15 protein-coding genes and 4 pseudogenes are annotated in these 23,790 nt (G+C 46.2%); 11 read left to right on the top strand and 8 right to left on the bottom strand.

Features of this window, described 5'->3' with window-relative positions; translation table 11 throughout:
- Window positions 1-26: 26 nt before the first annotated feature.
- Complete coding sequence (gene hemA, locus HU143_RS10615) at window positions 27-1,283, bottom strand: glutamyl-tRNA reductase (protein ID WP_000173208.1); 1,257 nt, start codon at window positions 1,281-1,283, stop codon at window positions 27-29.
- 313 nt (window positions 1,284-1,596) lie between these two features.
- On the opposite strand from hemA, the gene lolB reads away from it, so the two are divergent.
- The 4 genes from lolB (at window position 1,597) to dauA (ending at window position 6,091) form a co-directional block, all read left to right on the top strand.
- Complete coding sequence (gene lolB, locus HU143_RS10610) at window positions 1,597-2,220, top strand: lipoprotein insertase outer membrane protein LolB (RefSeq protein WP_000174484.1); 624 nt, start codon at window positions 1,597-1,599, stop codon at window positions 2,218-2,220.
- Window positions 2,217-3,068: a 4-(cytidine 5'-diphospho)-2-C-methyl-D-erythritol kinase gene (gene ispE / locus HU143_RS10605; RefSeq protein WP_000988259.1), complete on the top strand. Its 852-nt coding sequence runs from the start codon at window positions 2,217-2,219 to the stop codon at window positions 3,066-3,068. The genes lolB and ispE overlap by 4 nt, the downstream gene beginning before the upstream one ends.
- 265 nt (window positions 3,069-3,333) lie before the next feature.
- On the top strand, window positions 3,334-4,281 hold the full coding sequence (gene prs / locus HU143_RS10600; protein WP_001518537.1) for a ribose-phosphate diphosphokinase: 948 nt from the start codon (window positions 3,334-3,336) through the stop codon (window positions 4,279-4,281).
- Window positions 4,282-4,405: 124 nt separating this feature from the next.
- Entirely contained in the window at window positions 4,406-6,091 is a 1,686-nt protein-coding gene (dauA, locus tag HU143_RS10595; RefSeq protein WP_001037188.1) for a C4-dicarboxylic acid transporter DauA, read from the top strand.
- Window positions 6,092-6,135: 44 nt separating this feature from the next.
- Here the strand turns inward: dauA and ychH are convergent, their stop codons facing one another.
- Window positions 6,136-6,414: a stress-induced protein YchH gene (gene ychH / locus HU143_RS10590; protein ID WP_000823878.1), complete on the bottom strand. Its 279-nt coding sequence runs from the start codon at window positions 6,412-6,414 to the stop codon at window positions 6,136-6,138.
- Window positions 6,415-6,689: 275 nt separating this feature from the next.
- On the opposite strand from ychH, the gene pth reads away from it, so the two are divergent.
- From pth to HU143_RS10575, 3 genes are all read left to right on the top strand, one after another.
- The gene (gene pth, locus HU143_RS10585; protein ID WP_000985595.1) at window positions 6,690-7,274 is read left to right on the top strand and encodes an aminoacyl-tRNA hydrolase; all 585 of its coding nucleotides are present in this window, start codon (window positions 6,690-6,692) and stop codon (window positions 7,272-7,274) included.
- 116 nt (window positions 7,275-7,390) lie between these two features.
- Window positions 7,391-8,482: a redox-regulated ATPase YchF gene (gene ychF / locus HU143_RS10580; protein ID WP_000505850.1), complete on the top strand. Its 1,092-nt coding sequence runs from the start codon at window positions 7,391-7,393 to the stop codon at window positions 8,480-8,482.
- Window positions 8,483-8,696: 214 nt separating this feature from the next.
- Window positions 8,697-9,896, top strand: a complete 1,200-nt coding sequence (locus tag HU143_RS10575) for a tyrosine-type recombinase/integrase (protein ID WP_019841501.1) — start codon at window positions 8,697-8,699, stop codon at window positions 9,894-9,896.
- On the opposite strand, the pseudogene HU143_RS10570 reads toward HU143_RS10575, so the two are convergent.
- Window positions 9,893-10,786 (bottom strand): annotated as a pseudogene (locus HU143_RS10570) (IS3 family transposase); the annotation flags it as partial. The gene HU143_RS10575 and the pseudogene HU143_RS10570 sit on opposite strands and share 4 nt — an antisense overlap.
- A 67-nt stretch (window positions 10,787-10,853) precedes the next feature.
- Here HU143_RS10570 and HU143_RS10565 point away from each other — a divergent pair.
- Window positions 10,854-12,005 (top strand): IS30-like element IS30 family transposase, encoded by a 1,152-nt coding sequence (locus HU143_RS10565; protein WP_001443045.1) that lies wholly within the window; start codon window positions 10,854-10,856, stop codon window positions 12,003-12,005.
- Window positions 12,006-12,014: 9 nt separating this feature from the next.
- Here the strand turns inward: HU143_RS10565 and HU143_RS10560 are convergent.
- From HU143_RS10560 to HU143_RS10545, 4 genes and pseudogenes are all read right to left on the bottom strand, one after another.
- Window positions 12,015-12,263 (bottom strand): annotated as a pseudogene (locus HU143_RS10560) (transposase); the annotation flags it as partial.
- A 641-nt stretch (window positions 12,264-12,904) separates the two neighbouring features.
- The gene (gene istB, locus HU143_RS10555; protein ID WP_089541756.1) at window positions 12,905-13,687 is read right to left on the bottom strand and encodes an IS21-like element IS100kyp family helper ATPase IstB; all 783 of its coding nucleotides are present in this window, start codon (window positions 13,685-13,687) and stop codon (window positions 12,905-12,907) included.
- A pseudogene (gene istA, locus HU143_RS10550) lies at window positions 13,684-14,694 on the bottom strand (IS21 family transposase). Before istA ends, istB begins: the two are co-directional and overlap by 4 nt.
- A gap of 80 nt (window positions 14,695-14,774) precedes the next feature.
- Window positions 14,775-15,307, bottom strand: a pseudogene (locus tag HU143_RS10545) (transposase); the annotation flags it as partial.
- A 294-nt stretch (window positions 15,308-15,601) separates the two neighbouring features.
- Between HU143_RS10545 and HU143_RS10540 the strand changes: the two are divergent.
- Genes HU143_RS10540 through HU143_RS10530 form a run of 3 tightly spaced genes read left to right on the top strand, consistent with a single transcriptional unit; the run spans window position 15,602 to window position 19,360 of the window.
- Window positions 15,602-16,999, top strand: a complete 1,398-nt coding sequence (locus HU143_RS10540; RefSeq protein ID WP_000699006.1) for a 3'-5' exonuclease — start codon at window positions 15,602-15,604, stop codon at window positions 16,997-16,999.
- On the top strand, window positions 17,000-17,665 hold the full coding sequence (locus HU143_RS10535) for a DarT ssDNA thymidine ADP-ribosyltransferase family protein (protein ID WP_000151475.1): 666 nt from the start codon (window positions 17,000-17,002) through the stop codon (window positions 17,663-17,665). It abuts the gene before it with no gap.
- Window positions 17,666-17,674: 9 nt separating this feature from the next.
- Window positions 17,675-19,360, top strand: coding sequence for an ADP-ribosylglycohydrolase family protein (locus HU143_RS10530; RefSeq protein WP_001087212.1), 1,686 nt, complete (start codon window positions 17,675-17,677; stop codon window positions 19,358-19,360).
- 321 nt (window positions 19,361-19,681) lie between these two features.
- On the opposite strand, the gene HU143_RS10525 is transcribed toward HU143_RS10530, so the two are convergent.
- Window positions 19,682-23,584, bottom strand: a complete 3,903-nt coding sequence (locus tag HU143_RS10525) for a P-loop NTPase fold protein (RefSeq protein WP_001218334.1) — start codon at window positions 23,582-23,584, stop codon at window positions 19,682-19,684.
- Between the last annotated feature and the right edge of the window lie 206 nt (window positions 23,585-23,790).

Below are 23,790 nucleotides of genomic sequence, written 5' to 3'. Positions count from 1 at the left end.
CCTGTAAAAAAGTGTGGTGTGTGCTGCTACTCCAGCCCGAGGCTGTCGCGCAGAATATTCAGGCGTTCGTCATCCCCGTCACGGGCAGCCTGTTGAAGTGATTTCGTTGGCGCATGAATCAGGCGGTTGGTCAGTTTCCATGCCAGATCCTGCAAGATGGCTTGCGCATCGCCGCCCTGTTGAAGGGCCGACAGCGCTTTGGTAGTCAGTTCGTCACGAATCTGCTCCGACTGACTACGGTATTCCCGAATGGTCTCGCTGGCCCCCTGGGCGCGTAGCCAGGCCATAAACTCGCTGGCTTCCTGCTCAACAATCGTTTCCGCTTCCACCGCCGCAGCCTGACGCTGCGCCAGATTATGCGAAATGATGCTCTGTAAATCATCGACGCTATAAAGATAAGCGTTCGCCAGTTTGCCGACTTCCGGCTCAACGTCGCGCGGTACGGCGATATCCACCAGCAGCATCGGCTGGTTGCGACGGCTTTTTAATGCGCGCTCCACCATGCCTTTACCGATAATCGGCAGCGGGCTGGCGGTCGAACTGATGATAATATCGGCATCCTGCAAGCGGGCGTCGATATCGCTGAGCGAGATAACCTCAGCGCCAACCTCATCCGCCAGGGCTTGCGCGCGCTCGCGGGTTCGGTTGGCGATAATCATCTTTTGTACTTTATGCTCGCGCAGGTGACGCGCCACCAGTTCAATAGTTTCACCCGCGCCAACTAACAGTACAGTGACCGTCGACAGCGATTCGAAGATTTGGCGGGCGAGCGTACAGGCGGCAAACGCGACGGAGACGGCGCTGGCGCCGATATCGGTTTCAGTCCGCACTCGCTTGGCGACGGAAAACGACTTCTGAAACATTCGCTCCAGCGCGCTGGCGTTAAGGTGGCCTTTTTGCGAATCCGCAAACGCTTTTTTCACCTGACCGAGGATTTGCGGTTCGCCCAGCACCAGTGAATCCAGACCGCTGGCGACGCGCATCAGGTGGCTGACGGCGTCATTGTCCTGATGCCAGTACAGACTGTTGCGCAGATCGTCCTCGTTCAGGTTATGGTAATCGCATAACCAGCGGATCAGCGCTTCTTGCAGGTTATCCTGCTCTTCCACGCTCAGATACAGCTCTGTACGGTTACAGGTTGACAGCACGACCCCGCCCTGCACCATTGGCTGCGCAAGCAGGCTGTCCAGCGCCTGATCAAGCGTGTCCGGCGAAAACGTTACGCGTTCTCGCAGCGATACAGGTGCCGTTTTATGGTTAATACCGAGCGCTAAAAGGGTCATGTCTGCGGGAGTAGTACCAGCGTTGATATGGTTAGTCTGCTTGCATCATACAGGATGCGCGTGGTCAATAAAAGAGAGAGCCCCCTTTTGGAGTAATTGGCAGCGCTCGCTAATTTGATGATTTAAGACAACTTGAAAGTAGACGATGTCACCAGGCGGCGCTAGCATTAAAGGCTATAACTGTAACCGATAGCAAAAATTTGCCGAATCGCGGCGCGAACGTTTTTACAGCCTGCAGGTTCAGTTTTCAGGCCTGATAAGCGTAACGCCATCAGGCAATTATTGCACCGTATCACAAGGATTCGTCATCACTATGACCCTGCCCGATTTTCGCCTGATTCGTCTACTGCCGTTAGCAAGCCTGGTTCTCACCGCCTGTACGCTTCCTGGGCATAAAGGCCCGGGCAAGAGCCCGGATTCCCCTCAGTGGCGCCAGCATCAGCAAGAGGTGCGTCATCTGAATCAATACCAGACGCGCGGCGCCTTTGCTTACATCTCAGATGATCAGAAAGTCTATGCGCGCTTCTTCTGGCAACAGACCGGACAGGATCGCTACCGCCTGCTGCTTACCAACCCGCTGGGCAGCACCGAGCTGGAGCTTAACGCCCAGCCGGGCAACGTCCAGTTGGTGGATAACAAAGGCCAGCGTTATACCGCCGATGACGCCGAAGAGATGATCGGCAAACTCACCGGGATGCCGATTCCGTTAAACAGCTTGCGGCAGTGGATCCTCGGTCTGCCTGGCGATGCCACCGACTACAAACTGGACGACCAGTACCGCCTGAGCGAAGTGAACTACCGCCAGGATGGTAAAAACTGGAAAGTGGTTTACGGTGGCTATGACAGCAAAACGCAGCCTGCCATGCCTGCCAATATGGAGCTTTCAGACGGCAGTCAGCGCATTAAGCTGAAAATGGATAACTGGATTGTGAAATGATGACCCATTGGCCTTCTCCGGCAAAATTAAACCTGTTTTTATATATCACCGGACAGCGTGCAGACGGCTACCACACGCTGCAGACGCTGTTTCAGTTTCTGGATTATGGCGACACACTCCACATCGAACCGCGTCGCGATGGCGAAATCCATTTATTAACGCCGGTTAACGGCGTTGAAAATGAAGACAATCTGATCGTCCGCGCCGCGCGGCTGTTGATGAAAGTCGCCTCGGAGAGTGGACGCCTGCCCGCCGGAAGCGGCGCGGATATCAGCATTGAGAAGCGCCTTCCCATGGGCGGCGGTCTGGGCGGCGGCTCGTCTAACGCCGCGACCGTTCTGGTGGCGCTCAATCATCTTTGGCAATGCGGGCTTTCCATTGATGAACTGGCGACGCTCGGCCTGACGCTCGGCGCCGACGTCCCGGTCTTTGTTCGTGGCCACGCCGCGTTTGCCGAAGGCGTAGGCGAAATATTAACGCCGGTGAATCCGCCGGAAAAATGGTATCTGGTCGCGCACCCTGGCGTAAGCATTCCGACGCCGGTTATCTTTAAAGATCCTCAATTGCCGCGTAATACGCCAAAAAGGTCAATAGATACGTTACTAAAATGTGAATTCAGCAATGATTGCGAGGTTATCGCAAGAAAACGTTTTCGCGAGGTTGATGCGGCGCTTTCCTGGCTGTTAGAATACGCGCCGTCGCGCCTGACTGGGACAGGGGCCTGTGTCTTTGCTGAATTCGATACAGAGTCTTGTGCTCGCCAGGTGCTTGAGCAAGCCCCGGAATGGCTCAATGCTTTTGTGGCGAAAGGCGTCAACCTCTCCCCATTGCATCGAGAGTTACTCTAACGCATTCGGGTTTCAGGAAGATGGCGAAATGACGAGTCGCCGGTCATATATGCCGTATTTGACCGGTGTGAGGCATCGATACCAGCGCACATGAAACGTGAATGAAGACGAGTAAGCCGGGCAAGCTGAGCTTCGGTGACAACGTCACCTTGTTCCAGACGTTGCATCGCGCTCTTTAATACACCGCCTGGATAGGATTTTGCCTGGCCCGCACAGTTTTCGGCAGATTCTTTCCACCAATGGACGCATGCCTGAGGTTCTTCTCGTGCCTGATATGAAGCTTTTTGCTGGTAACGCCACCCCGGAACTAGCACAACGTATTGCCAACCGCCTGTACACTTCTCTCGGCGACGCCGCCGTAGGTCGCTTTAGCGACGGCGAAGTCAGCGTACAAATCAACGAAAATGTACGCGGTGGTGATATTTTCATCATCCAGTCCACTTGTGCCCCAACCAACGACAACCTGATGGAATTGGTCGTTATGGTTGATGCCCTGCGTCGTGCTTCCGCAGGTCGTATCACCGCCGTTATCCCCTACTTTGGCTATGCACGTCAGGACCGTCGCGTACGTTCCGCCCGTGTGCCGATTACCGCAAAAGTTGTCGCTGACTTCCTGTCCAGCGTCGGCGTTGACCGCGTTCTCACCGTAGATCTGCATGCTGAACAGATCCAGGGCTTCTTTGACGTTCCGGTTGATAACGTGTTCGGTAGCCCAATCCTGCTCGAAGATATGCTGCAACTGAATCTGGATAACCCGATCGTGGTTTCCCCGGATATTGGCGGCGTGGTTCGTGCCCGCGCTATCGCTAAGCTGCTGAACGATACCGATATGGCTATCATTGATAAACGTCGTCCGCGCGCGAACGTTTCTCAGGTGATGCACATCATCGGCGACGTCGCTGGCCGTGACTGCGTGCTGGTTGATGATATGATCGATACTGGCGGTACTCTGTGCAAAGCAGCAGAAGCATTGAAAGAACGTGGCGCTAAACGCGTGTTTGCCTACGCGACGCACCCGATCTTCTCAGGCAATGCGGCAAACAACCTGCGCAACTCCGTCATTGATGAAGTCGTTGTCTGCGACACCATTCCGCTGACCGACGAAATCAAAGCGCTGCCGAACGTGCGTACTTTGACCCTGTCAGGTATGCTGGCCGAAGCGATTCGCCGTATCAGCAACGAAGAATCGATTTCCGCCATGTTCGAGCATTGATCGAACCCGGATCTGAAACCCGCTGCGGCGGGTTTTTTTGTCTGTAACACCCTTTTGTATGACTTATGCCTCCTTCACCTGCCATTTAGTTGACAGATGATGCGCTCATGGATGAAACATTATTGTGAACAAATTATTTTCCTCACATGTGATGCCTTTCCGCGCTCTCATCGATGCTTGCTGGAAAGAAAAATATACCGCCTCCCGGTTCACCCGTGATGTGATAGCCGGGATCACCGTCGGGATTATTGCTATCCCGCTGGCGATGGCGCTGGCAATTGGCAGTGGCGTTGCGCCGCAGTATGGCCTCTATACCTCCGCTGTCGCCGGGATCGTGATCGCGCTAACCGGCGGCTCGCGCTTTAGCGTTTCCGGCCCTACCGCCGCGTTTGTGGTGATTTTGTATCCGGTATCGCAACAGTTTGGTCTGGCGGGCCTACTGGTCGCCACGTTGATGTCGGGCTTCTTCCTGATCCTTTTCGGCCTGGCGAGACTGGGGCGATTGATTGAATATATCCCGGTGTCGGTCACGTTGGGTTTTACCTCAGGGATTGGTATTACCATCGGTACCATGCAGATTAAAGATTTTCTTGGTCTGCAGATGGCCCATGTGCCAGAGCACTATTTGCAGAAAGTCGGCGCGCTGTTTATGGCGTTGCCCACCGTCAATATTGGCGATGCCGCCATTGGCGTGGTAACGCTGGGAACGTTGATTTTCTGGCCGCGTCTCGGTATTCGTCTGCCGGGACACCTTCCCGCGCTGCTGGCCGGTTGCGCCGTAATGGGGATTGTTAATCTGCTGGGCGGCAATGTGGCGACTATCGGCTCACAGTTCCATTACGTTCTGGCTGACGGCACTCAGGGCAACGGCATCCCGCAGCTCCTGCCGCAACTGATGCTGCCGTGGAGTCTTCCTGGCTCCGATTTTACGCTAAGCTGGGATTCACTGCGCGCGCTGCTGCCAGCGGCTTTCTCGATGGCAATGCTGGGGGCAATCGAATCATTGCTCTGCGCCGTCGTGCTGGACGGCATGACCGGCACCAAACATAAAGCTAACAGCGAACTTATCGGCCAGGGGCTGGGGAATATGGTCGCGCCGTTCTTTGGCGGCATCACCGCCACCGCCGCGATTGCCCGCTCTGCCGCCAACGTCCGCGCTGGCGCGACCTCTCCCGTCTCGGCGGTAATTCACGCTATTCTGGTCATTCTGGCGCTACTGGTCTTAGCCCCGCTACTCTCCTGGCTGCCGCTTTCCGCGATGGCGGCGCTACTGCTGATGGTGGCATGGAATATGAGTGAAGCCCATAAAGTGGTGGATCTGTTACGCCATGCGCCGAAAGATGACATTATCGTTATGCTGCTGTGCATGTCATTAACGGTTCTGTTTGATATGGTCATCGCCATCAGCGTGGGGATTGTCCTTGCTTCCCTGCTGTTTATGCGCCGTATTGCGCGAATGACTCGACTTGCGCCGGTCAATGTCGATGTGCCTGAAGATGTGCTGGTGCTGCGTGTTATCGGTCCGCTCTTTTTCGCCGCGGCGGAAGGGCTGTTTACCGACCTTGAGTCACGTATTAAGGGCAAACGTATCGTCGTTCTGAAATGGGACGCAGTACCAGTGCTGGATGCAGGCGGGCTTGATGCTTTTCAGCGTTTTGTGAAGCGTCTGCCGGAGGGTTGCGAATTGCGTATCAGTAATCTGGAGTTCCAACCGCTGCGCACAATGGCGCGTGCCGGTATCAAACCTATTCCTGGGCGTCTGACCTTCTTCCCGAACAGGACGGAGGCGTTAGCGGATTTACTCAGTTAATGGACAATGCCCGGTGGCGATAACGCTTACCGGGCCTGAACCGGTTAGCTATGACGACGATTGTCGTTACGGCGGCAACGTTTGTCATAGTGACGTACCCACCAATATTTGTCGCTCACCTGCTCATGCCCCCCTACACGAGCCCCTGCCAGCCAAAGAACTGCCCCGACAAAAATACTCAGTATTGCGCCATGCGCAAAAAATTGCGGCAAATTAAACTGCGGCAGTTGGTTTAAAATAGAGTAACCCACGCCGACAACCATCACGACCAGCCCCAACCCCATCAGCACGTTACCGAATAACGAAGCGTTTTTGCGTTTCATATGTCACCTCCGGAACTTTTGGGTTGTTTTTAGGAAATCCCCCTAAACTTTATGTGTAAAGTATAGACAACACTTCCGTTTGTAAGTGCGGCTGTGATCACAAATGTAAAGTTTCATTTAACAAAACTTTACAAATAACACACTGAACAGTTTACATTTTTAATAATCAATGCTGGCAATTATTTAATTTACTTCAGAGTGTCGCTGTGTTTTGTCAAGCGGGCAGACAGACAGTAAACTACGCGCCAGTTATGGATCTACTCAGGACAAAAAACGTGGCAATTAAATTGATTGTTGGTCTGGCGAATCCCGGTGCGGAATATGCCGCGACGCGACACAATGCAGGCGCATGGTACGTCGATTTACTGGCGGAGCGCCTGCGCGCGCCGTTGCGTGAAGAGCCTAAATTCTTTGGCTATACCTCACGCATCACGCTGGAAGGGGAAGATGTTCGCCTGCTGGTACCCACCACGTTCATGAACCTCAGTGGTAAAGCAGTTGGCGCAATGGCCAGTTTTTACCGTATTCAGCCGGACGAAATTCTGGTCGCTCACGACGAGCTGGATCTCCCTCCGGGCGTGGCGAAATTTAAACTTGGCGGCGGCCACGGCGGCCACAATGGTCTGAAAGACATCATCAGCAAGCTGGGTAATAATCCCAACTTTCACCGCTTACGCGTTGGAATTGGTCATCCAGGCGATAAAAATAAAGTTGTTGGTTTCGTGCTGGGTAAACCCCCTGTTTCTGAACAAAAATTAATTGATGAGGCCATTGACGAAGCGGCACGCTGTACGGAATTGTGGTTTAAAGAGGGTCTGGCCAAAGCAACAAGCCGTTTGCATACCTTTAAGGCGCAATAACCAGTGATGTGCGGCATTTTTGCCGCACGCCGTGTATAATAGGCGAAGTTATTTCCATTTCTGCAATCTGTTTTCTATAACAGGTTGATTATTAAGATATTAAGGTGAGTTAAATCATGGGATTCAAATGCGGTATCGTCGGTCTGCCCAACGTCGGGAAATCCACCCTGTTCAACGCGCTGACAAAAGCCGGTATTGAAGCGGCAAACTTTCCGTTCTGCACTATCGAACCGAATACCGGTGTCGTGCCGATGCCCGATCCGCGTCTGGACCAGTTGGCTGAGATTGTTAAACCGCAACGCATTCTACCAACTACGATGGAGTTCGTGGATATCGCCGGTCTGGTAAAAGGCGCGTCCAAAGGCGAAGGGTTGGGTAACCAGTTCCTGACCAATATCCGTGAAACTGAAGCTATCGGTCACGTGGTTCGCTGCTTTGAGAACGACAATATCATCCATGTGGCGGGTAAAGTAAACCCGGCAGAAGATATTGATGTTATCAATACCGAACTGGCGCTGGCTGACCTCGATACCTGCGAGCGCGCTATCCATCGCGTACAGAAGAAAGCCAAAGGCGGCGATAAAGACGCCAAAGCGGAACTGGCCGCGCTGGAAAAATGCCTGCCGCACCTGGCCGAAGCGGGGATGCTGCGTTCGCTGGACCTGACGGACGAAGATAAAGCGGCTATCCGTTATTTAAGCTTCCTGACGCTGAAGCCGACAATGTATATCGCTAATGTCAATGAAGACGGTTTTGAAAATAACCCGTATCTGGACCAGGTTCGCGAAATCGCCGCGAAAGAAGGTTCGGTCGTGGTTCCGGTGTGTGCCGCCGTCGAAGCTGATATTGCTGAGCTGGATGATGACGAGCGTGACGAATTTATGGCTGAACTGGGTCTGGAAGAACCGGGGCTGAACCGCGTTATTCGCGCTGGTTATCGCCTGCTGAACCTCCAGACCTACTTCACCGCCGGGGTGAAAGAAGTTCGCGCATGGACCATTCCGGTTGGCGCAACCGCGCCGCAAGCAGCAGGTAAAATCCATACCGACTTCGAAAAAGGCTTTATCCGCGCTCAAACTATCGCCTTTGACGACTTTATTACCTATAAAGGTGAACAAGGCGCGAAAGAAGCCGGTAAGATGCGAGCGGAAGGCAAAGATTATATCGTTAAAGATGGCGATATAATGAACTTCCTGTTCAACGTCTAAATAAAATTTGATGTCTCATGAGGTTTCACTGAATCTCAGAACAACGATAAAACTCTATAAAATCCACGCAATTGCGTGGATTTTTCATTTCATGATGTCTCAAATCATCCCGTAAGAGCGCTGTCAAAAATGAGTACATGAATGAGTACAACATTCTTCCATCTTCATTTTAAGTGAGTACAATAACGGTATAATAAATAAACAAGGCCCCGTTATGCTCACTGATACACAATGCCGCACTGCCAAACCGAAAGAAAAACTCTATCGACTCAATGATTTCAACGGTCTCTACCTCGAAGTGAAACCCAATGGTAAAAAGGCTTGGCGTTATCGGTTTAAGCTCAACGGTAAATCCAGCATGTTTGCGCTAGGTGAGTACCCGACGGTCAAGCTTGCCGAGGCTCGAGAAAAATGCGAGCAAGCGCGAAAGCAGGTTGCGGAAGGAGTCAACCCAGCGCAAGCTCGTCAGTTAGATAAGATTCGTAAGGTTAACGACGCATCCAACACCTTTGAGCTGATCGCCAAAGAGTGGCTGCAGATGAAAGACTGGGCCGAAATTACCAAAACACGCCGACTGGATATGCTTGAACGTGTGGTTTTCCCCTCAATCGGTAAGCTTCCAGTCAGAGAGATCACCCCACACCATATCCTTAAAATTCTTCAGGAAACTGCCAAACGAGGAGCACCGACAGTTGCCGCAGAAGCCCGTCGCACCATTTCATCAGTTTTCGAGTTGGCTGTGGCAACGCTTAGAGCTGATAGCGATCCTGTCTGGCCTGTACGCAAGGCACTTCCGGCGAATAAGACACAGCACAAACAGGCATTGAATCCACAGCAAATCGGGAAGCTATTAAGCTGTTTTGATAACAGTCGCGGCTCATATCAGGTTAACTATTGCATGTGGCTAATGTGGTGGACGCTGGCGCGACCAGCCGAAGTCACCGAGGCAGAGTGGGCAGAGTTCGATCTTGGTAACGCACTGTGGACCATTCCGGCAAGGCGTATGAAAGCTCGTAGGGAACATGTTATTCCCCTTCCTTCCCAAGCCGTCAACATGCTCAAAACACTACAAGGATTAACCGGGCATAGGCAGCATCTTTTTCCGGGCAGGGATAATCCGCTAGGCCCAATGACATCGCACTCTCTGCGTCAACTACTTAAAAGCCTCGGATGGAATGGCACTTATAGCCCCCATGCTACCAGAACTACAGGAAGTACGCGTTTAAACGAAATGGGCTATCGACCTGATGCTATTGAGGCCCAACTTGCGCACGCTGATACCAACAATGTTCGTCGCACATACAACCATGCAACTTATCTTGATGAGCGAAAGGTTATGATGCAAGACTGGGCAGATAAACTTGAAGGATGGGTAGGAAGCACACACAGCAATGAATCGCCACGGATAATTTAGACACTTCCGAGCCGTTGATAATACTGGTTTTCATATTCTGTCGGTGACATCTGATCGCTGGAGCCATGCCGACGCTTACTGTTATAAAACATTTCGATGTAATCAAAAATATCGCTGCGGGCTTCTTCCCGCGTTCCGTAGATCTTTTTCTTTATCCGTTCGCGTTTCAACAACTGGAAAAAGCTTTCTGCAACCGCATTATCATGGCAGTTACCGCGACGGCTCATGCTGCCCTCCAGGCCGTGTGATTTCAGGAACGACTGCCATTCATGGCTTGTGTACTGACTGCCCTGATCCGAATGAACCAGCACCTGTTTTTGGGGATTACGCCGCCATACAGCCATCAGCAGTGCGTTCAGGACAATGTCTTTTGTCATCCGGGACTGCATGGACCAGCCGATAATTTTGCGTTCAAACAGATCAACAACCACGGCAAGATACAGCCAGCCTTCGTGGGTCCTTATGTAGGTTATGTCCGTTACCCAACGCTCATCCGGAGCATCCGGATTGAACTGTCGCTGAAGCCTGTTGGGCGACACGATACTGGCCTCGCCTTTACGAGCCCGCGGGCTCCGGTATCCGACCTGAGCCTTTATCCCGATACGTTTCATCAGTCGCCAGACTCTGTTCACTCCGCACTGTTGCCCGCTGTCCCGCAGATCTAAATGGATTTTGCGATAACCATAGACGCATCCCGATTCCAGCCAGAACTGTTTAATCTGTCCTGTCAGTCTCAGGTCTGCCTGATGGCGTTGTGAATGCGGCTGCTGAAGCCAGGCGTAAAAACCACTGGGATGAACATCCAGCACCCGACAGAGCAGGCGAACAGGCCAGCAACAGGTGTTGTCACGGATAAAGGCGTACCTCAGTCGGACAGCTTTGCGAAGTACGCCACTGTAGATTCAATTGGTCAACGCAACAGTTATGTGAAAACATGGGGTTGCGGAGGTTTTTTGAATGAGACGAACATTTACAGCAGAGGAAAAAGCCTCTGTTTTTGAACTATGGAAGAACGGAACAGGCTTCAGTGAAATAGCGAATATCCTGGGTTCAAAACCCGGAACGATCTTCACTATGTTAAGGGATACTGGCGGCATAAAACCCCATGAGCGTAAGCGGGCTGTAGCTCACCTGACACCGTCTGAGCGCGAGGAGATACGAGCTGGTTTGTCAGCCAAAATGAGCATTCGTGCGATAGCTACTGCGCTGAATCGCAGTCCTTCGACGATCTCACGTGAAGTTCAGCGTAATCGGGGCAGACGCTATTACAAAGCTGTTGATGCTAATAACCGAGCCAACAGAATGGCGAAAAGGCCAAAACCGTGCTTACTGGATCAAAATTTGCCATTGCGAAAGCTTGTTCTGGAAAAGCTGGAGATGAAATGGTCTCCAGAGCAAATATCAGGATGGTTAAGGCGAACAAAACCACGTCAAAAAACGCTGCGAATATCACCTGAGACAATTTATAAAACGCTGTACTTTCGTAGCCGTGAAGCGCTACACCACCTGAATATACAGCATCTGCGACGGTCGCATAGCCTTCGCCATGGCAGGCGTCATACCCGCAAAGGCGAAAGAGGTACGATTAACATAGTGAACGGAATACCAATTCACGAACGTTCCCGAAATATCGATAACAGACGCTCTCTGGGGCATTGGGAGGGCGATTTAGTCTCAGGTACAAAAAACTCTCATATAGCCACACTTGTAGACCGAAAATCACGTTATACGATCATCCTTAGACTCAGGGGCAAAGATTCTGTCTCAGTAAATCAGGCTCTTACCGACAAATTCCTGAGTTTACCGTCAGAACTCAGAAAATCACTGACATGGGACAGAGGAATGGAACTGGCCAGACATCTAGAATTTACTGTCAGCACCGGCGTTAAAGTTTACTTCTGCGATCCTCAGAGTCCTTGTCAGCGGGGAACAAATGAGAACACAAATGGGCTAATTCGGCAGTACTTTCCTAAAAAGACATGTCTTGCCCAATATACTCAACATGAACTAGATCTGGTTGCTGCTCAGCTAAACAACAGACCGAGAAAGACACTGAAGTTCAAAACACCGAAAGAGATAATTGAAAGGGGGGTTGCATTGACAGATTGAATCTACAACGGCTTTTTTTAATATGTCCCGTTCGTCGGTAACCCGCTTCAGCTCTTTCTGGAGACGGCGGATCTCGGCCTGAGCATCTGACTGTTCTTTATTAGTGGAAGAATCCGGACCGTACTTCTTTATCCAGGAGTAAAGGCTGTGGGTGGTGATATCAAGACGTGTTGCAACGCTGGCAACAGAATAACCGCGATCAACAACCTGTTTGACTGCTTCAATTTTAAACTCTTCGGGATAACGCTTACCGCTCATGGGCACCTCTCTTTAAGTCATCTTAAATGACTCTGAGGTGTCTATTAAACCTGTGGCGATTCAGCAATATTGATGTTTCGTAAGTCATGATACATTGGTGTGTTCATACTGATTATTAAAGATTATTTTCCACCACAATATAAAAACCACGCTTTAGCCTATATATTAGTAACCATCTGATTTAACTAATAATGTTTGCTGTACTGATCCTGCATTATACTCCCTCTGTTTTTCCATCCCTCTAATAACATAGGACATATCCATGCGTTGATATCATGTATCCAGCAGTGAAGCCAGTATGAGAAAGACTCTGGCGAACGAGTTTTGGCTGATAAGCTGGGGATCGCTAGTTCTGATAAGATGGATGAAGCTGAACTTGTCCTGTTAGAACAACTCTACCAGTCCGTTTTTGAAGAACAGTTCCCGTAAGGACAGCTCAGCATAGCCATGCTAAAAAGCTGGCATCCCCGCAGGGGTGGTAACATTTGCTAGTAGGCTGGACAAGAAAGAGCTGCCAATATAAACAAAAGCGGCTTTATTTTTACCCCCTAGCTCACTCAGATGATGAAGGCGGTTGTCAACGACGGATGAAAAGTGATCCACTTATATCTCCACCAACGGCCCAATATTGATCCACCGTTTTACTCAGGATTAGCTTCTGCTATAACCCCGGCCTTTCGTTTCTGTCTGAGTCGATAGCTTTCTCCTTTGATTTTAACGACATGTGAGTGGTGTAAGATACGGTCCAGCATCGCTGAGGTCAGTGCTGCATCACTGGCGAACGTTTGATCCCACTGCCCGAACGGCAGATTGGATGTCAGGATCATTGCGCTCTTTTCGTAACGTTTAGCGATGACCTGGAAGAACAGCTTTGCTTCTTCCTGACTGAACGGCAGATAGCCTATTTCATCAATGATGAGCAGGCGGGGGGCCATTACTCCACGCTGAAGCGTCGTTTTATAACGGCCCTGACGTTGTGCCGTAGATAACTGAAGTAACAGATCTGCTGCTGTTGTGAAGCGAACTTTGATACCTGCACGGACTGCTTCATAGCCCATCGCTATTGCCAGATGGGTTTTCCCCACACCTGATGGCCCCAGTAATACGATATTTTCATTACGTTCTATGAAGCTGAGTGAGCGTAACGACTGGAGTTGCTTCTGCGGTGCTCCGGTGGCGAATGTGAAGTCATACTCTTCGAACGTTTTCACCGCCGGGAAGGCTGCCATTCGGGTATACATCGCCTGTTTACGTTGATGACGTGCCAGTTTTTCTTCATGAAGCAGATGCTCCAGGAAGTCCATATAACTCCATTCCTGGTCTACTGCCTGTTGTGACAGCGCAGGCGCTGCGCTTATAAGGCTTTCCAGTTGCAACTGCCCGGCGAGCGCCATCAGTCGTTGATGTTGCAGTTCCATCATCACGCCACTCCTCTGCAGAATGAGTCGTAGATGGAGAGTGGATGATGCAGGGGGTGTTTGTCGAAGTTCACCAGATTTTCACCAGGATGCACGTCTCTCCGGAGGCAGTGCCAGCATGGACTGCTGCTCTTCGAGCCAGCGATCGCAGGGACGTGCCTGGATTGTTTCATGCTTTCGTTGGTTAGCGACATCGTGCAGCCAGCGCAGACCGTGGCGGTTAGCTGTTTCAACATCGACAGTGATCCCCATCGGGCGCAGGCGAGTCATTAGTGGGATGTAAAAACTGTTACGGTGTACTGCACCATCCGTTCCACCTTACCTTTAGACTGTGCCCTGAAGGGGCGACACAGTCGGGGAGAGAAGCCCATCTCCTTGCCGAACTGCCACAGCGAAGGATGGAACCGGTACTGACCGGTCTGATATGCGTCACGTTGCAGAACCACAGTTTTCATATTGTCATACAACACTTCGCGCGGCACACCACCAAAGAAGCGGAACGCATTACGATGGCAGGTCTCCAGCGTGTCATAACGCATATTGTCAGTGAATTCGATGTACAGCATTCGGCTGTATCCGAGAACAGCAACGAACACGTGAAGCGGTGAGCGACCATTACGCATAGTGCCCCAGTCAACCTGCATCTGTCGTCCGGGTTCAGTTTCGAACCGAACGGCAGGCTCCTGCTCCTGAGGAACCGAGAGAGAACGAATGAATGCCCTGAGAATGGTCATTCCGCCACGATATCCCTGGTCTCTGATCTCGCGAGCGATTACCGTTGCCGGGATTTTGTAAGGATGAGCATCGGCGATGCGTTGACGAATATAATCCCGGTATTCATCCAGGAATGAAGCAACAGCAGGTCGCGGCGTATATTTTGGCGGCTCAGATTTTGCCTGCAAATAACGTTTAACCGTATTGCGGTAGATCCCCAGTTCTCTGGCAATCGCCCGGCTACTCATTCCCTGCTTGTGCAGGATTTTAATTTCCATAACTGTCTCAAAAGTGACCATAAGCTCTCCTGAATCAGGAGAGCAGATTACCCCCTGGATCTGATTTCAGGCGTTGGGTGTGGATCACTATTGCACCGTTCGTGACAGCGGTACACGCGCTTGTGATTAACATGAAACACTTCACGGCGCAGTAACAGCCAGATACGGCGGTAGCCAGAACGCCAGCGCTCCAGTGCCAGTTCAGTCATGCGCCTTGATAAATACGCATCAACAGTTGGACGCTAAGCATCACAGTGGCAGGTCGACAGGGACAAACCTGTGAGTCTGCAGGCTCGACGTTGTGACAGAAACAATCGCATCACACATCAACACCACAGCTTCCCGCTTCTGGTCTGTCGTCAATACTTTCGCCCAAGAACCACCTGAAGCGCCTGAAGCGCCTGAAGCGCCTCCTTATCCGGCATGGCTTCAGCAAGCAGCTTCTTTGAGTCTGGCGTTCTCTTCCTCAAGCGACTCCAGGTGCTTAACCTCAAGCACCGCCATACTTCTTATGCTATGTGTAAAGAGTGGCATCGGAAATGGCGTGCTTGCAGCAGAGCTCACGGGCAGAAACTCCAGCTTCTGCTTCACGGAGAATGCTGATTATCTGTTCGTCGGAAAAACGCTTCTTCATGGGAATCATATTCGACGTCAGGGTCAATATAAAGGCATTACTAGCATCGGGATGTACTAATCAACGGAGAGCAAGATCACATCCCTAACAGTATGACCAGATAAGCTATCATAGTAAAAAAATATATCCACTAACCATCTGGAAGATAAGTCATGATTTTCACTTGAAGGCTTCAGCCTCAAGGTATATAAGATTAATACTAATCTTATCATCGCTGAGTAACAGGGCAACTACCCACAATAATTTGCTATATATAGAGAAAATTGGACATTACAAGTACTTAAGGAGAGCTGTGTGAAAATTCTGTCTAACCATCGAGCTACACCTGAACAACTACCTATAGTCAGTCGAAATACGCCGGGTATTGTGGTTATTCGAGGTGCAGCAGGCAGTGGCAAAACTACAAGTGCATTACTTCGACTTACAGCAATAGTCAATGCTTTAACGTATCGAAGAAATCTCAATAATGATACTACACCGATCAAAACATTAGTACTGTCATTTAATAGAACTTTAGCTGGATATATTGAGGGTTTGATCAATGATAGTATTCAAGCTAAGGCGATACCTGTAGTGGTTGAAAATGACACATTTGCCAATTGGACTCGAAGGCATATAAATACGCGCTTAATAAGTGATGTCAATCGCGATTCTTATCTTCTACAGATATGTTCATCTCTGGGACTTGATCAAAATTTTGTGCTCGATGAAATAGATTATTTCCGTGGTAGATTCCGTCATCATGAATTGGATAACTACTTAACAGTCGAGAGAACGGGTAGAGGATTGTCACCTCAAGTAACCAGACAAACTCGTCAGTCTTTAATAGATGCTGTTCGCTCTTATGTGCAATACCTTCAAGATAATCAGTTAGATGATTGGCACTCACAATGTGAGAAAATGATAGCTAACGAATGTTTAGGCTATGACATAATTGTAGTCGATGAAACCCAAGATTTTTCTGCTAACCAAATTAGAGCAATACTGAATCACCTAAATGACGATTATTATTTAACATTTGTCATTGATACAGTTCAACGTTTATATCCACGAGGCTTCACGTGGGTGGAAACTGGATTAGATATGCGAAATGCGACCTACTTTAGATTAGGGGAAAATCACAGAAATACGGTGGAAATTGCGGCATTTGCTGCGTCAATCACTCATGGATTAACAATTGATGATGATGGAAGCATCAGCGACTTTACAAAAGCCACAAGACATGGTCCTAAACCCATTGTTTGCAAAGGCCTATATTCACAGCAAGTTAAATATGCGATTGATCATATCAAAAATAATGTTGACTTGCAAAATGAATCAGTAGCATTTCTTAAACCTAAAGGCGGCCAATGGTTTTATGAAATTAAAAAACAACTAACTCATCATAACCTTCCTTACGTTACGATTACGAAAAACAAGGTTTGGTCAAGAGGGCCTGAAAATATCGCGTTATCAACAATGAACTCCGCCAAGGGACTAGAATTTGATCACGTAATAATATTAGGTCTTAGTACTGCAAATATGCAACATCAACAAGATGAAAATGATGATAAATTGCAGCAATTAAGAAGATTACTTGCAATGGCTATTAGTCGAGCCAGAAATTCAGTTGTTATCGGATATAAAGAATCAGAAAAATCAGATTTGGTTAAGTATTTTACCCCTGGCACTTTCGACGAGATAGATTTATAAATGACTATTGAACAATATATTACGGATAATGGTATAAAAGAGATTCTACATTTCACTACTGAAAGAGGATTAACCGGCTGTGCGAGTACTGGCGTAGTTTTATCTCGTAAAGCATTAAATGTAGATCAATATTTAAGTTACATTGCATCACCTGTATCAAGTGAACGAAGAGAGGCCCAAGATACCTTTAACAAAGATGAAGATTGGTTAGATTATATAAACCTATCCATAAGTGAAATAAACACAAGTTATTTCAATGCAGCTAAGCGCTGGTTCAGAGGTGAAGATCGATGGTGGTGTATTATGGCTTTTGACCCCATTATACTGACTCACCCAAAAGTTTATTTTACAACTACGAATAATATATATACATCTGTAATAAGAGCTCCTGGTCTTGCAGGACTTCAGTCTATGTTTGCAGATACGATTACAAGGTGGAGAGGAAATACGGTAAGAAGAAATGATCGACCTCAAAGATTGACTACCTGCGAGCAAGCTGAAGTTCTGTACCCAAACCCACTTGATATGAAATTTCTTAGAAGCGTTTATGTACAGGACCAAGAGCAGGCAGCATCTATACACGGAACATTGAGTAGCTTTGGTTTTCATTCTGTAAATGTTATTATTTGTCCAGAAAAATTTTTAGGCGTGCCTAACACATTCTAAGAGGGGAAAATGAATTCACTCAGAAAACAAAAGGTCATAAATTCCGCACTGTGGGCCGCTGCTGGTGATGCTATTGGCTGGATTTCTGAACTTACAGATGAAAGTGGCTTACAGCGTAGGATTAACGATACCTATCTTCTGAAACCTGTTAGCTGGAATCGAAAAATTGGAGGATACTCAGGAGTAACTGTAAGTCTCCCTGCAGGAACATATTCAGATGATACACAATTAAGATTAGCTGTATCTAGATCAATTAGAAGCAATGGAGAGTTTGACACTGAGTCATTTGCTAAAATAGAACTTCCAGTTTGGTTATCTTATGCATTAGGTGCAGGCAAGGCAACTAAGTTAGCAGCTACCAATCTTATGCGGAAAGATACTAATTGGTTCTCTAATTTCTACAAAAGCAACGGCATTGATTACACAAACTCGGGTGGAAATGGAACCGCCATGAGAATACAGCCCCATGTATGGAGTTGTAAGAACTTATCTGATAGAAAATATGTTGCATCTGTAATTAAAGATTCATTAGTAACTCACGGGCACTTAATAGCAGTCTGTGGAGCTCTCTTGCATGCTGATGCTCTACAGTATGCGTTAATGAATGGTAAACCAGCAGGCCCTACAGAAATAAATGGTTTTATTGATAACTTCACATCTGTCCCAGATATTATTCAAGAAATCTATGAGTTGAATAACTTCTGGCTTCCTAATTGGGAGCTCATGTCAGGTAATAAATTGCATGAAGAAATAGATAGAATTCGTATAGAATCCCAAACATATCTTTCAAAGTCTCTAAATGCAGCGAAAGGATATCGTGATCTATCAGATAAGTACAAATCAGCAATTAATGCCCTTGAATGTAACAAAGACTCAAGGAGAGGAGCAGCAACAAATACTGCAATTGCGAGTGCTTTACTTTGTCATTTTTATAAAAACTCAACTCCATACGAAACAATTATCTCCTGTGCCAATTTATTAGGCACCGATACAGACTCAATTGGAAGTATGGCAGGGGCTATTTTAGGATGTTACAATGGAATCCCAGAATGGAATATCCAAGATAGCAAATATATAATTAGTGAAGCCAGCAGATTAAATGACATTGCAGAAGGCATTGTCACCAAAAACTTTAATTACCCAAACATAAATAAATGGCAGCCACCACAAACGCAAAGCGATACGTTAGTTAAAGATAATGGTGGCATGTATCATATTGTCGGGTTAGGAAAGGTTACACCATTAAAACTAGAAGGCTGGAAAACTAAAAGTCATGAGTGGAAATGGATGCAACTCGAATATGGTCAAACTGTTTTATTGAAGAGTAAAATTGGCGATGTAAAAATTGCTGATCCAGCTCAACTTAGAGAGAACGATCTACCGCTCAAAAATGATATTGTGTCGGAACAACCACTTGTATCTAAAGAACCTTCACGACAAAATGAGTTAAGAGCTAATTCCCTGCCCGTTTCTAATCAACATAAGTTTGAACAAAATAGCTTCGATTATGGCTATACAGATCCTAAAAACTTAAATCTCGATGACATAACAACAAATTTGATCAAAAATGGTTTTAGTGAACGGGAAATAGGTCATTACCTTATTCAATTTGCTGATAAAAATGGCCTTGATTCGTGCATTGCTTTCGCTGCGATCATAGGCAAGGCATTTATTACAAGAAAGAAAAAACAGTAATATACTAAATGGCTCAGACATAAGTCTTGAGCCATTATTTCTATAAAATACATGTTAAATCATATTAGAATAGTTTATACGATAATTCGCTTGAAGAAGAAAAACACTATTCTAATTCAAACATTTTATATTATCAAGAACCATGGTAATTACAGTTAATTTACAGTATCAGTGATGTGGTTTCCAAAAAAGTATGCCCAAACATTTAAATATATGCCTTCGATAAATGAACTTTAACTCATCAGAATGACTACCCATCAATACTATTGAGTATATGAAGACAATTCACAATCCCATCTGGCGAATTTTTCAGATGGCGAGTTAAATATCTTCTGGTGATTCCCCCAGATACATCTTACGGTAATGATACACTTCAAAGAATTTCCCCTTGTCTTTGTAACTACTGATAAAGTAGCAATGTGTTAAATACTTTAGCAGGATCTCATTACCTTCAGTTTTGTGAACTTTTGCTCGTTTGGTTTTATCCGCAATCAAATTATATTCTTCCGACACGAAGGCCATAAGCGCACGATTGATGTATTCAAAAGGCAGTTCTTCACACTCTAAAAGATGATTCAAAAACACAAGTCGAGTGTCATCTTCCGAAACATTAAGAAGGAGTGCTATACTAACTTTACTATTTAGGCTTATATGGTCGAAGAAACTATTGGTATAGTGCGGCCAGAGAACATTGATGATTGAAACTTTAGTCGTCAACTCTATATCGTCATCATTGAGCACAAGCTCAATAAGTTCATTATCGAAATCTTCGTCATCTTGCAGATAAAACTCAATATTATTTTCAAAAACAGCAAGGTTGTTTCTAATCATAAGCGACAGACACTCATTGAGGCCCTTGCGACGTTGTCCCTCATAAATGCTGAGTACGTCTTCATAGAGCGCTTCTGACAGCAAAACTCTGTTGCTCTCACAAAGTGCTTTAAATTTTGTCAGTGGCAGGTCACTGATTACCTTGTCGATACTTACAGGCAGCACGCTGATCAACTGTGCATATAACGCGTCTGGCTTATCCGCTGCTGAAATGATGTGATTCACAACATTATCAATAGACTCCTCAGGAACACTGACCTTATGGCCTGAAAGCACCTCTGGATGGTGAGCAAAAAACGCCCACAATATCTCATCGTCGACATCGGTATACATGTAGTTAAATATGTTATCCCAGTTGGCAGCGACACGCCCATGTTTAAACAAGAGGTCATAAACAGTGAATGACGCACCCTCAACTACCGATAGCCTGATATTTTCAACTGTCGACAACTGCTGAACTTCAAAATCCATGTTTTCAATTATAATTTCTTTGGAACGCTCAGTAGCGTCTGAATTAATTAGTGAAATAACGGATCCAACGCTTTCCTCAGAATGAATGAAATATTCCACGATAAACATCTCAAGGTTTGTATTTACAGCCTCAATTAAGCATGGGACTTTTTCACTCATAATTAAGGTATATGGATTGCGCGATAGTTCCTCAACATTCTTTCTGTTATTAGAGTACGCATTAAACAGTGCAGTGAGGTTATTAATATTAAATACATACAGAAAATTCTCTGCGATAAACTTCACCAACGTACGTTCACTTTCATCGTTAGCTTCATTGACGCTATCGAATACAATATTGAGCTCTTTTAATTTTATGCTGAATGACGCAATCTCATCGGGTCGTATGTATGTAAACAACGTAGTGTCTGTTTTTAATTCATGCAGATAATCCTGAACAGCACTTTGTCGGGTAATGTTTTCTATCAGACCAAAACGAAGTAATGACACAAATAACTGCTGATAAAAATCATCATCAGAGTCAATGTCACGGTAAGTACTCATCGCCGCCATCAATTTACCCAATGTCTTTTCATCGCTTAAAATTAAATTAATTAAGTCATGATAGTCATCATTACTAAATTCATAAAAATACGTCCGCATAGTGCGAATGATTAAGCCATGTGAGCAATAATTAAATAAATGAATAAAAACATCACGGGCAAAACCAGCTCGGCAGTTGATCAAAAAGCTAATTATATGCGGATGAAAAATCCCCTCGTAATATTTAAATGATAGCGACTCCATTTTATCTACAACATTGGAAACGTTATTCAGATGAATATCTTTTAACTCCTCAAAATTCACCTTAGCAGCGACCTTCTGGATATAAACATTATCTGATTTACTTAATGCACCTGCATGGAAGATAGAGCGATATTGCATGTAATCCTGCTCAATATATCCATTTGACAACATGAAAAACAACAATTCCATATTGAAATTAATCGCTGAAGGCTTGGATGCATTTTTATTTCCCTTATCGTCAGTTGATGCAACATTAAGCAACCACTCACTCAATTTCGCTAAGGTTATTTTTTCACATAATTCATGAAGTGATAGACCATTTCGTTGATTAAGAACACGCTGTGTGTTTAAAATATTTTTAGATAATTGCTCAACGGTTTTTTGGTTCTTATCTAAAATAACTGGTGAGCGTTTGTTATATTCACGTAAACTCTCAGCTCGCTTATTATGTGGAATTTGGAAGGTATCTTGATATTCATACCCGTTTCTTGAATATGTGATAGCTATTCCGGATGGAAGCTCTCTGTTCAGAAAATCACAAAACAATGATTCATCCCCACAAAGTTCAACAAAGCTCCAGCTACTCCCAACTTGCCCATACTTATTATGGCTTATATAAAACACTGTATTCGATTCAATTTGTTCAGGAAGATAACGCCTTAGAATTTCAACCCTCAGATTTAAACTGGATGTTTGCAATTCCTTTTGTACTTTCACCAACTTTTCTTTCTGCTGAGAAATCTTTATTTCCAAATCTTTAAAATACACGTCATGTAGCGTTCTCTTAGAGTAAGCATTAACTACTCTGTATAAAAAACCATCCTGATTATCAAGCAGAGTGAAATCTTTGGTACATAAATTTTTATACATTATCAAAGAAAATAACTTCACATCAGAAATCTCACCCGTAATTAATTTTTTAAAAATATTAAATTCATTTATAACATTATTCATCACCCGCATATCAGTCAGGTAAAGGGATACTTTCTTGAAAAACTGCTCTTTATCTACCGAATTAAAGTTTATAACTTTACTACTTAATATGTCATACGCATTCTCACTATCTACTGCAGGTATAATCGGCACAATAAAATCAAAAAATTTCGTTTGTGATTCAGCATCCTTTAATAAATCCTCCCTGACTGCAAAAATAAATTTAATCGGTTTCTTTTCCAATAGTCTGGAATTGTTTATCACTTGATTTATTTCACGGAGCTTAATAAAAATATGACCATTGTTTAAACGATCTAAATCTTCAAATACGACAACTCTATACTTTGTTTTAAGGAAGAAGTAAACAATCTCATCAATATACAAATTTAGCAGAGAAGCTGTATTCTGTTTTTCCGCCGCAATTTCTGCCTTTAAGAGATTTACTTTATCAAGAGCAATTTTTCTGTCAAAAAATCCTATCCGATAAAAACGAGACAGCAGATACCAACAAATGATAAATGATAGCGAACCGATACATCCCCAACGCCATACCGGATGTATCGCAATGAAATGACTCACCGCTGACGGTAATGAAAACGTGTTGATAATTTTTTGAGGAAACAACAATGTAGTGACAACGATTGTCAGTATGAGAACAAAAAACAGCAAACAGGATGTTATTAGTATTTGCCCAACACTTCGGGTGTGAATGCGCTCTACCCGCGAATCTGGCAGCGTACCTTTATCCACTTTGTATAAAATCTGCTGTAATATGCTGTATTCAATGCTTTGTTCTTTTGATAAAGACTCGGAACTTTTTAGTGTCTCATCCGTTTCAAAGTTTGCCAGTGAGATAATCACGTGCTCATCCGCTGGTTTTAAACTTGTAAACCTGAGCCAATATTTCAGGCGGTGCCACAACCGCTTTCGCCCTTCAATTTTTTTAAGGTATGAGAGAATAACCGAGCTTTTACCCGCGCCATAGGACCCCGTGATGGCGATGTTCTTCACATCATCCCGGCTGAGGGCATAATCCAACGCCTTAAAATAGGGTTGATATCCCTCTTTATCAGGGTCGACAATCGGTGTTAGCGTTTGGAATTCCCTTTCCGTTCCTGAATTGTTTTCTGAAGTAACCTGAAGCCTTGCGACTGTTTTATGCAACCAGTCTGCGATCGTTTTCAACCCGAAAGACAGCGCCATTGAGTGTCCTCACAATCACGAATATTAAATTCATAAATTGGAGACAATCCTAACATGAATCAAAAGAATCATCACACAATCATGTAGTTAAAAGAACAAGCTGGAACCTGATTTTTTATAGCATTTTCACGCAGCACAGTTTTTGCCCACGATAGTATCACCGGATAGACTGGCCCCCTGAATCTCCAGACAACCAATATCACTTA

The organism is Salmonella sp. SJTUF14076 (assembly GCF_015534835.1).
In the GTDB taxonomy this organism is placed as follows: domain Bacteria; phylum Pseudomonadota; class Gammaproteobacteria; order Enterobacterales; family Enterobacteriaceae; genus Salmonella; species Salmonella enterica.
The sequence above is the reverse complement of the archived record's forward strand: the minus strand, read 5'-3'. Positions and strand labels throughout refer to the sequence as shown.